Raw genomic sequence first — 9,950 nt, forward strand, 5'->3', positions numbered from 1 at the left:
TGATTACGCGGGCTTAAACATCAGTCGTCTTTTTTTCTTAACCAATGCCGATGGTAAAGTGACGCAATTGTCATATGGAGTGATCGATGACCAATTGCCGATCTCCTTCCTGCAAACATCCATTTTCAGTTATATTCTAGTGGGGGCATGCGGCATTTGGTTTGCGCTTGGGTTTGTTTTTGGTATTACAGGGTGGCTGCGGAAGCTCAAGGACGCAAGAAAGCAGAAGAGTACTTCGCGGCTTCCCTTCCCTGACAGTGTAACCGTAATACCATTGCTGGGTCTGCTTGTGATCGTCAATCTCATTGCTTCCAGCATCCAATTGATAGGCGACCCCTTTCAGCCTATGTCCAATTTCAATTTGAATATTATCTTTTTCTGGGTACTTGGGCTTGCCTTTGTACCGGCTGCCTATCTTGCTGTAAGAAAATGTAATGTTTCCAAAACAACATTGTTAAGAAAGGTATACACCGCGACGCTGATTCTTTCGTTTCTAGCTATTTCGATTTTCCTGTATTCCTATAATTTCTACTTTTTGTCATAGCTCCACTTGATAAGCCTGCCATACCTTCTAGTATACCGATGAAGATTGTCATCGTGAACAACCCCAATCTGAGCTAAATAAAAAAACTCTCCTCTGCATCTAGCAAGGAGAGTTTTTAACACACTCAATGAGATTCAAATACGTGCCGATTTCAGCCTTTGCTTTCAGTATGTTGTTGAATCTGTTTATTCTGTTTCTGGCTGAGTATTTACCAATTTTATATGAACATCTCTCAATTGTTTCTCAGTAACCTCCGAAGGTGCTCCCATTAATAGATCCTGCGCTTTGCTATTCATTGGAAAAGCAATAACCTCTCGGATATTCGATTCATTTGCAATGATCATAACAATCCTATCAATTCCAGGTGCTATACCTGCATGAGGCGGCGGCCCAAATTGAAAAGCATTAAAGAGTGCAGGAAATTTACTCTTGATATCTCCATATGTATAACCTGCAATCTCAAAGGCTTTTACCATAATCTCCGTATCATGGTTACGGACAGCACCCGAGGACAGTTCAATCCCATTACATACAATATCATATTGGTACGCTAGGATATCAAGAGGATTCATATTCAGCAGCGCATCCATACCACCTTGTGGCATCGAAAAAGGATTATGACTAAACCCAATTTTATGAGTATCAGGATCCAATTCAAACATAGGAAAATCAACTATCCAGCAAAATTTATATATATCCTTTTCCAGCAAATCCAGTCTTTTTCCTAATTGATTTCTGACAGCACCGGCTATTTTTTCGACATTTTTAAGTTGGTCAGCAGCAAAAAACAGTGCATATCCTGAACTAGCTTGCGTAACATGTATTAATTCGTTTTTCACCTCTTCAGAAATGAATTTTGCAATAGAGCCACTAAGAGACATATCATCATTGAACTTAATCCATGAGAGGCCTTTCGCTCCAGCCTCAATAGCAAAGTTTACTATATCGTCATAAAAGCTTCTTGGCTGTGCTCCACAACCAGGAACAGCAATAACTCTTATCGTTTTATTTTTAAATACTTTAAAATCAGTCTCTGTAAACAGCTCTGTAACATCATGGATAATTAATGGATTCCTTAAATCAGGTTTATCGCTCCCGTATTTGAGCATGGCTTCTTGATATGGAATCCTGGTAAAAGGCTTTGAAATTTTAAAATCTGTAAATTCAGAGAAAACTTCATATAGCATATTTTCAACTACATTAAAGACATCTTCCTGTGTTGCAAAAGCCATTTCCAAATCCAGCTGATAAAACTCGCCGGGTGATCTGTCTGCCCTTGCATCCTCATCTCTAAAGCAAGGAGCAATTTGAAAATATTTATCAAAACCCGAAACCATTAATAATTGTTTAAATTGTTGAGGTGCCTGAGGCAAGGCATAAAATTGGCCTGGATGTACTCTACTAGGAACTAGATAGTCTCTGGCGCCTTCTGGAGATGAACTTGTCAGGATAGGTGTCTGGATCTCTAAAAAATTCAAATCGATCATCTTTCTTCTGATACTTTGAATTACTTTAGAACGAAGTATAATATTATTGTGTATTTTTTCATTCCGTAGATCCAAGAAACGATACTTTAATCTTAAATCTTCCCGAGCTTCATTTGCTAAAGATACTTCAAAAGGTAATGGATTCACTACCTTCCCTAAAACTTCTATCTCATTAGCAGCTAACTCAATATGCCCGGTTTTCATAGTGGGACTAATCGTATTTTCAGATCTGTTACATACAGTACCTGTAACAGAAATAGTTGACTCTCTGGTGATCTTTGATACAAAATCTTTCAATTCGTTATTATCAGAAACAACAATCTGCGTTACTCCATATTGATCCCTAAGGTCAATAAAAATAACCCCGCCATGGTCACGCATATTTTTTATCCATCCTGCAATTCTCACTACTTCGCCGACATGTTTTTGATCCAATTCTCCACAGTTATGAGTCCTGTAACTATGCATGAAAAACCCCACTTTCTTTTATTCCCTATCATCTTAATGATTTCTATTTTTCTCCACACATATACTCACATTATCGTTAAAGCTTTATACCTCTCATTCAGGTATTCCGCAGTTTCAACCATTATTTTTTGTCCTATTTCGTCAACATGCCTGTTCTTCCAATTCTCAAAGACTGTTCCCTTAACCCATTGGTTAAAAGCGCCGAGGGCTGGTCCGCAGTGTACTTGATAATCAACCTTACTGTGTTTGTCTCCATTCATTGCAAGTCGTGTAGAATAAGTAAAGTACCATCTAAATATCAACGCCATCTTACGTTTAGGAATTCTTTCAGCTTTTTCAATGATCTCAGCCGGGTAATAAGCTTTAATATCTTCATATACTTGTTCAATACTCTTCTTAAAATACTTTTCTTCAATATATTTTTTGGTTCCGCTATCAATTTCATCTATGGAGTTATAATTACGGTAAAGATCATATAATTTATTCGCCCTGGCCGGGAAAAAAACTCCTTTTTTCATAACCTGAATCTTCGCTCCCATTTCAAACATATCTCCTGCGGGAGCGTAGTCTGTATCCTGTATATTTAACTGCTGGAGCAAATCCTTTACATCATCACTTGTCCCTGCTTCAACCGTACATTGGTTGATTGAGCCTGTCATGATAAAATCCGCACCCAGTATAAACGCTGCCGCAGCAGCTTGTGGAGTCCCTATCCCCCCGGCTGCCCCTACCCTTATACTTTTATTGTATTTATACTTAAGTAACGCTTCATCCCTCATTTTAAGCATTAACGGAACCAGTACATATGCAACAGCATGATCAGTATGCCCGCCTGAATCAGCCTCGACACACAGATCGTCTACCATAGGAATTTCCATCGCCATCCGGGCCTCATCCCGGCTTATCCTATTTTCCTCGAGCAGTTTATTTACGATATTCTGAGGCGCAGGACTCAAGAATGCCTCCACAACCTCGGGTCTTGATACTTTCGCTATAATCCTGTTCTGCGGTGTTACGATCCCCTTTTCATTTCGTTTCAAACCTTTCAATCTGTACCTTACCAAAGAAGGCGTTATACTCATGAACGCAGAGGCTTCAATAGTTCTAACACCGTATTTTATGTACAAATCAACGATGTTATTTTCTATTTCCAGGTGATCGGGAACATGAATAAGATTCATTCCGTAGGCTTCGCCTTGGTTCAATTCTTGCTGAATATACTTTATAGCTTCTTCAAGGGCCTCAATCTTGACTCCCCCTGCCCCAAAGAATCCCATCATTCCTGCCTTACCTGCCTTTACGACCATCTCTTTTGAAGATATTCCCTTATACATCGAACCCATAAGATACGCGTATTTAAGTCCATAATATTGTTTGAATTCGCTATGACCAAGAGATTCCGCCGTAAACCGTTGGCTGGCTATACCATTCTTCGACTTTACTTCCTGTACCTGCTCGCTACGTTCTTCATCCTCCCTCACAATCAGCGGTTCTGCTTCTCGTTGTATTGCGTTAACCAACCCTGTAATGACTTTTCCAGGCCCAACCTGTATGAACTGGGTTACATTTTTACCCATTAGATATCTTATACTTTCCGACCATTTGACCGGACTTACGATCTGGTTGATCAGCGTACTCCTTACATCTTGCTGCCTGTAGGGTCTGGCATAGATATTTGAAATGACTGGTATTTTCAATTTTGAGAATTCGAACTGTGACGCATAGGCCTCAAATCTCTGTCTGGCATCTTCCAAATACCTGGAGTGAAATGCTCCACTTACATTTAAAATCACATAGTTTGTGGCTCCTGCATCCTCAAAAATTGGCTGCGCCTGCTCAATCATGTCCTTCGGTCCTGAGATGACAATCTGGCTTGGCGAATTAAAATTAGCAACATCAATCTCCCTTAAATTATTTTTCTCGATAACTTCTCTAAATACTTCCTCGTTCAAGCCTATGACCGCTGCCATACCACCACCGGCAGCCTTGACCATCAGTTCTCCTCTTTTTTTAACCAGCTTCAAGCCCGTTTCAAAGTCAAATGCCTCTGCGGCAAATAAGGCATTGTATTCACCTAGGCTATGTCCTGCAACATAATCGGGTTTTCTTCCAGTCTCTTTTAATTTATTAAGATAACTCAAAGCGTTTACGACAAATAGCGCCGGTTGGGTAAAATCCGTTTGTCCTAGTTGATTGGCAGGATCTTCAAGACACAGTTTCTTAATAGAATAACCAAGAATAGCATCCGCTTTTGCAACCAATTCCTGAAATTCGTCAAATAGTCCTACTCCCATGCCTTTGGCTTGAGCCCCTTGTCCAGGGAACAGATATGCGATCATTTGTGTCCTCCTTTTTGCTAGTGAATGCATATTAGTCGAATATTTCAAATAGACGATCCAAATTTTTCATATCGTTTTGAAAAGGTGAAAGAATAGAACAAATACTTGCCATTTTCTTGATACCAAAATTGTACTTCACAAAATTAGCAAGAGTGCCCGAGGGGCCAAGGTCAATATAGATGACCCCGTCCCCGTCTCCCAGACATTTTAAAGCGTTCCGAAAACGGATAGGTTTTCTAGTGACATCCCAAAGAAAACGGTTGTCAAGGGATGTCGCCTTTCCTCCGTACATAGATGAAACCATATTTATAGTCGGATTCCTTAGGGTCTTAAGCTTTAAATACGCTGTATATTCCAAGGCTATAGGGTCCATTAAGGAAGAGTGAAAAGCAAACTGGACCGGTAATCTTTGACATATAATCTCATTTGCTATCAAGTAGCGTTCAATTTCTTCCAGTTCCTCACAGCTGCCAGAAATGACAAAATGCGAGTCATAGTTGATTGATGCTAACTCTGAGTTGGCATTCAATACGGATATTTGGTCATACAGACTGAGGTCGCCAATTACGGCCAGCATGCCACCCTTTGGACAGTAGGTTTCTACCATTTCTGCTTGCTTGACAAGGCATTGAAGAGTATTTTCATAACTCATACAATCAGCCACAGCAACAGATGCAAATTCACCGAGGCTGGAACCCAAAACGTAATCAGGATAAATCCCCTGTTCCAGTAATACCTGTGTGAGGGCATACTCCACCATGAAAATTGCGGGGTGAGTATATAACAAACTATCAAACAGGTCTCCTCTCCCACGGTTGTCGTCGTACAGCATTTTTAATACGGACCTGCCTGTAATATCCGTATGAATCTCATCCAGCTTGGTCATCCATTTTCGGAAAACTGGATTTAACTTAAATAATTCTCTTCCCATGCCGTAGTATTGTGAGCCTTGGCCTGAAAACATAAAAATCACAGATCTGTCCATTCTAACCTCCCACAACATACTCATTGATAAAATCCCAATAAAACCATTTAAAACGAATATTTCACAGTAAATTGCGAACTAATTGCATTTGGGAAGGTGTGGGATTGCTTTCGTTAAGAACATTCTCCATATGTTGTCTTATTGCAGGTTTGAATTTCGGCTCTGTTATGATATATAGCTGCCCTTTTTTGATTCCCTCAAACATCTGATTTGCTACATCCTCTGGAAGTATTCCATTCTGGACAGCCTTGCGGGCCAATTGATTAATGACTTGTCTTTCCGGGGGAAGATTTCCTAGTCCGGTCTGCTTACTCAGCTCCGTCGGTCGGTTCCGTTCCGCATCCATAATTTGGGTGCGTACGAACCCGGGGCAGACAACCGAAACTCCTACATTGGAACCTATCAATCTGAGTTCTTGGTGTAGCGTTTCAGACAAGCTTAAAACGGCATGTTTTGACACGCTATATATGCCATTACCATGGCCGGACAATAGCTCGGCGATGGAAGCTGTATTCACAATATGACATGCGGTTTTCTGTTTCAGCATAATAGGAACAAAAATTTCAGTTGCAAAGAGAATCCCCCATATGTTTACGTTTATTACCCACTGCCAATCCGCCACCGTATTTTCCCATAATAAGCAGCCCGTGCCGGCGTCCACCCCTGCATTGTTGAACAAAAGATGCACAGCCCCAAATATCTGAACCGTTTTTTGCGCTAATGCACGTATATCAGCTTCTTTGGAAATATCCGTCACCACGGATAACGTTTCTGCACCCATGTCTTTCAATTGTTTTTCGGCCCTTAGAAGGGCCTCCTCCTCAATATCCGCGAGGACGACCTTCATGCCCTCATTTACACATCGGTCCGCAATAGCACGGCCAATCCCACTGGCGGCTCCCGTAACTACGGCTATCTTATCTTTAAATTCCCTCATGATTTACCTCCAGAATATTTTGTATTTTCCATCTGATAGTGATCGGTTCCCTGTTTATGTTTAAAACTGGGTTATCGGTAGGGGGATCCTGCGGACATCTTTATCCTTATGGAGTGCCTCCCATGAAATCCTGCCCCCCTGGGTCCAATACATCGCTATATTCTCCATGTTTTTCTCCTCTAGCAGCAATTGAGAAACAGTCTCTCCTATTTTCCCTGAGAGAAGCGCACTCGTGTTTGAGTCTTCTGCACTTTCTCCTATAAATAAAGGAATAGATGCCCCTTCGGGCCCGTTGCCGCTATCGGCTATTTCGAGAAGTTCCCTAAGACCCGTGAGTAGATCCTGCCGCGTACTCGCTACGATTGCCGCCCGGCATGTCATCGCTTCGCGGCCTGTCTGAAGTGTGAAGGCAATATCCTGTAAGGCATCATCGCTCTGCTGCTCCAAATATCCCAGTAATTGATTGGCAAGCGCCATCAGTCTCTCACGGTTTATGTCCGAGAGAATCACCACTTGGGTCTGATCTGCCACTCGCAAATGAATGTTGTCTTTTTCTGAAGGGATATATTCTTCCAGAATGAAATGCACATTAGAGCCTCCCGCACCAAAGGAGCTTACGGTTGCCCGCAACGGGAATTCCCGTTTTTCTCCCTGAATCTCAATTACAGGCCGCTCCCATTCCTGAACCTCCCGTTGCAAATAAAATGGAGTATTACTGAAATTAATATTAGGGTTAAGCTTCTCGGCCTTAATGGTAGGAACCAGTTTTCGATGCCACAATTGCAATATGACCTTGGTTAGCTGTGATATTCCCGAAGCCGCTTCTGCATGCCCTATATTGGATTTGACTGAGCCAATGGCACAAAATTGCTGCTCAGTCGTAAATTTCTGGAATGCTTTATTCAAAGCAGCAAGTTCAATAGGGTCTCCCAATGTAGAACCATTTGCGGCTGCCTCTACATAACTGATCGTCCGGGGGTCTATACCGGCTTTCAAAAAGTTTTCTTCGACTAGTTGCGCCTGCGCATTGGGGTTAGGGATTGTATATCCATTGCTATGTCCCCCATGATTGGTTGCCGTGGATTTAATAACCGCTAAAATGCAATCTCCATCCTGTACAGCCTTATGAAGCAGTTTTAAGAGTACCGCTCCAACTCCTTCCGCTGGAAGGTACCCATCCCCATCTGCAAAGCTTCTGCTATCTTCATGACTTCCAATCAACTGATTTTGACTGGATTCAATATACTTTTTGGGACTGGTCAATAGATTCCCCCCGCCAGCTACCGCTATTTGACACTCTCCCCTGATCAGGCTTTCACATGCCATATGGACAGCTACAGCTGAGGAAGAGCTCATCGTATCAATGGATATGCTCGGTCCCTGGAAATTGAAATAATGCGACATGGGATTTGCGACTGCAACAGACCCAAATGATGTTACCCGTTGGGCAGAGTCCGGTTCGATATCACAGGAGCAGTATTTGTGATACGTAGCGCCCACATAGACGCCAACCTTGTTCTGGTGCTTCTTCTGTAATGCCTCTCGCGTATATCCTGCACTTTCAAGCAAATTCCATATTATTCCCAGGAAAAGTTGCTCTATCGGGTCCATTAAACTGATCTCATAGGGGGTGAGATGAAAGAATGCTGGCTCTGACAGGCTTATTCGTTCCATGAAACCGCCCCACTTGCAGTAGGTTTTTCCCGGCTTGTTTCTCTCCTTGTCAAAATAAAGATCGTGCTCCCAACGGTCTTTTGGAACTTCGGTAATGCAGTCCTTGCTATCTTGGAGATTGCTCCAGAACTCCTGAAGATTTTCCGCACCTGGATATTTCCCGGACACCCCGATGACAGCAATGTCCATCGCTCCTGTTTCTTGTTTCTTCTCCTCCTGAGGCTCTACCTCGGTTGCCGAAAATTGGGGACGACGGAATATCGGAGAAGGGGCTTTTACCTGCTCCATACCAAACCATTCAATCAATTCGCCTCGATGCGATTCCAGGAAATATTCTATTAAACTCTGGATATTCGGATATTCAAAAAGTAAGGTCCTCGATAGCGGGCCGAAGTTTTTTTCCAGCTCATCGGTTAATTCCATTGACTTTATGGAGTCAACACCATAGTTTTCTAGATTTTTGTCCTCTTCAATGCGATGTTCCGGCAGTCCAGTGGACGAAGAGAGCAGGCTCTTTAGGTAACTTGCCATTTTTTCACGCAGTAGCTCTTCTTCCTGGCTGGACACTGCCTTATTTGTTATAGAAGTTGGTTCGGCATTTTCACCCGCAGCTGTTGCCTGATCTATGCCAAACAAAGCGATCAATTGGTCTCGATAGGCTTCCACAAAATATTCCGTCAAACTTCGAATATTTGGATATTCAAAAAATAGAGTCCTCGACACCTGATCGAATGTTTTCTCCAGCTGGTCGGTCAACTCCATAGACTTTATAGAATCAACCCCATAATTTTCAAAAGGTGTATCCTCTTCGATTCGATATACGGGCAGGCCGATGGACGTTGAAAGCAGAGTCTTCAAGTAATGGACCGTCTTTTCACGCAACAGGTCTTCTTCTTGACCGGGCTCTGTCTTGTTTGCTCTGGAGGGAACGATGTTAGCTTCTGACCCGAGCGCCTGATCCCGAGATGCTTTACCGCTTTCTTCAAGCTGTCCCTCCATGACCATCATTGTGCTGATTAGATCTACGTCTCCTTCGATCACCATGACCTGATCCGAAATACAGGCTATGCTTTGGTACAGGGCGCTCATTCCTGTCTCTGTCCTCATCGCATACATACCCACCTTCTGCATGGCCTTCTCCGTCTCCTGGTCAGGCCGCATTCCGCCATCTTTCCATAACGGCCAATTGATGGACAGCGTTTTGCCTGTACGCTCCATGGAGGTTACCAAGGTATTGCGGTACCAGGCATATGCGTCCATAAAAGCATTCGCGGCAGCATAGTCAGACTGACCTGCATTACCACCCACTCCCGAACCTGACGAAAAAAGGATAAAGAAGTCAAGAGCAATGTCCTTACTGGCTTGGTCCAGATTTACCAGTCCCGTAACCTTGGGCGCTAGCACTGCCCTGAATTCCAGGCTAGTCTTTTTAATAATATAGTTATCCTGGATTATTCCAGCACTGTGCAGGATGCCGTTGATTCCGCCGTATGTCTGTTTGATATCTTCAATTAAG

The 9,950-nt window shown here is 42.7% G+C and carries 6 protein-coding genes; 1 reads left to right on the forward strand and 5 read right to left on the reverse strand.

Features of this window, described 5'->3' with window-relative positions; translation table 11 throughout:
- Positions 1 to 544, forward strand: a 544-nt coding sequence (locus GRP75_RS13690) for a hypothetical protein (protein WP_160789566.1), incomplete at its 5' end; no start/stop codon positions are given.
- A 185-nt stretch (positions 545 to 729) separates the two neighbouring features.
- On the opposite strand, the gene aspS is transcribed toward GRP75_RS13690, so the two are convergent.
- The 5 genes from aspS to GRP75_RS13715 all read right to left on the reverse strand — a co-directional run.
- On the reverse strand, positions 730 to 2,499 hold the full coding sequence (gene aspS, locus GRP75_RS13695; protein ID WP_160789567.1) for an aspartate--tRNA ligase: 1,770 nt from the start codon (positions 2,497 to 2,499) through the stop codon (positions 730 to 732).
- 65 nt (positions 2,500 to 2,564) lie between these two features.
- A complete protein-coding gene (gene fabD, locus GRP75_RS13700) occupies positions 2,565 to 4,838 on the reverse strand; it encodes an ACP S-malonyltransferase (protein ID WP_160789568.1) in 2,274 nt (757 codons plus the stop codon).
- A 31-nt stretch (positions 4,839 to 4,869) separates the two neighbouring features.
- Positions 4,870 to 5,802, reverse strand: a complete 933-nt coding sequence (locus GRP75_RS13705; protein ID WP_237449039.1) for an acyltransferase domain-containing protein — start codon at positions 5,800 to 5,802, stop codon at positions 4,870 to 4,872.
- A gap of 82 nt (positions 5,803 to 5,884) precedes the next feature.
- Positions 5,885 to 6,760 (reverse strand): SDR family NAD(P)-dependent oxidoreductase, encoded by an 876-nt coding sequence (locus GRP75_RS13710; RefSeq protein WP_160789570.1) that lies wholly within the window; start codon positions 6,758 to 6,760, stop codon positions 5,885 to 5,887.
- A 60-nt stretch (positions 6,761 to 6,820) separates the two neighbouring features.
- Positions 6,821 to 9,950 (reverse strand): type I polyketide synthase (locus GRP75_RS13715; RefSeq protein ID WP_160789571.1); only part of this gene is annotated, 3,130 nt, incomplete at its 5' end.

Source organism: Paenibacillus sp. OT2-17 (assembly GCF_009827695.1).
In the GTDB taxonomy this organism is placed as follows: Bacteria; Bacillota; Bacilli; order Paenibacillales; family Paenibacillaceae; genus Paenibacillus; species Paenibacillus polymyxa_B.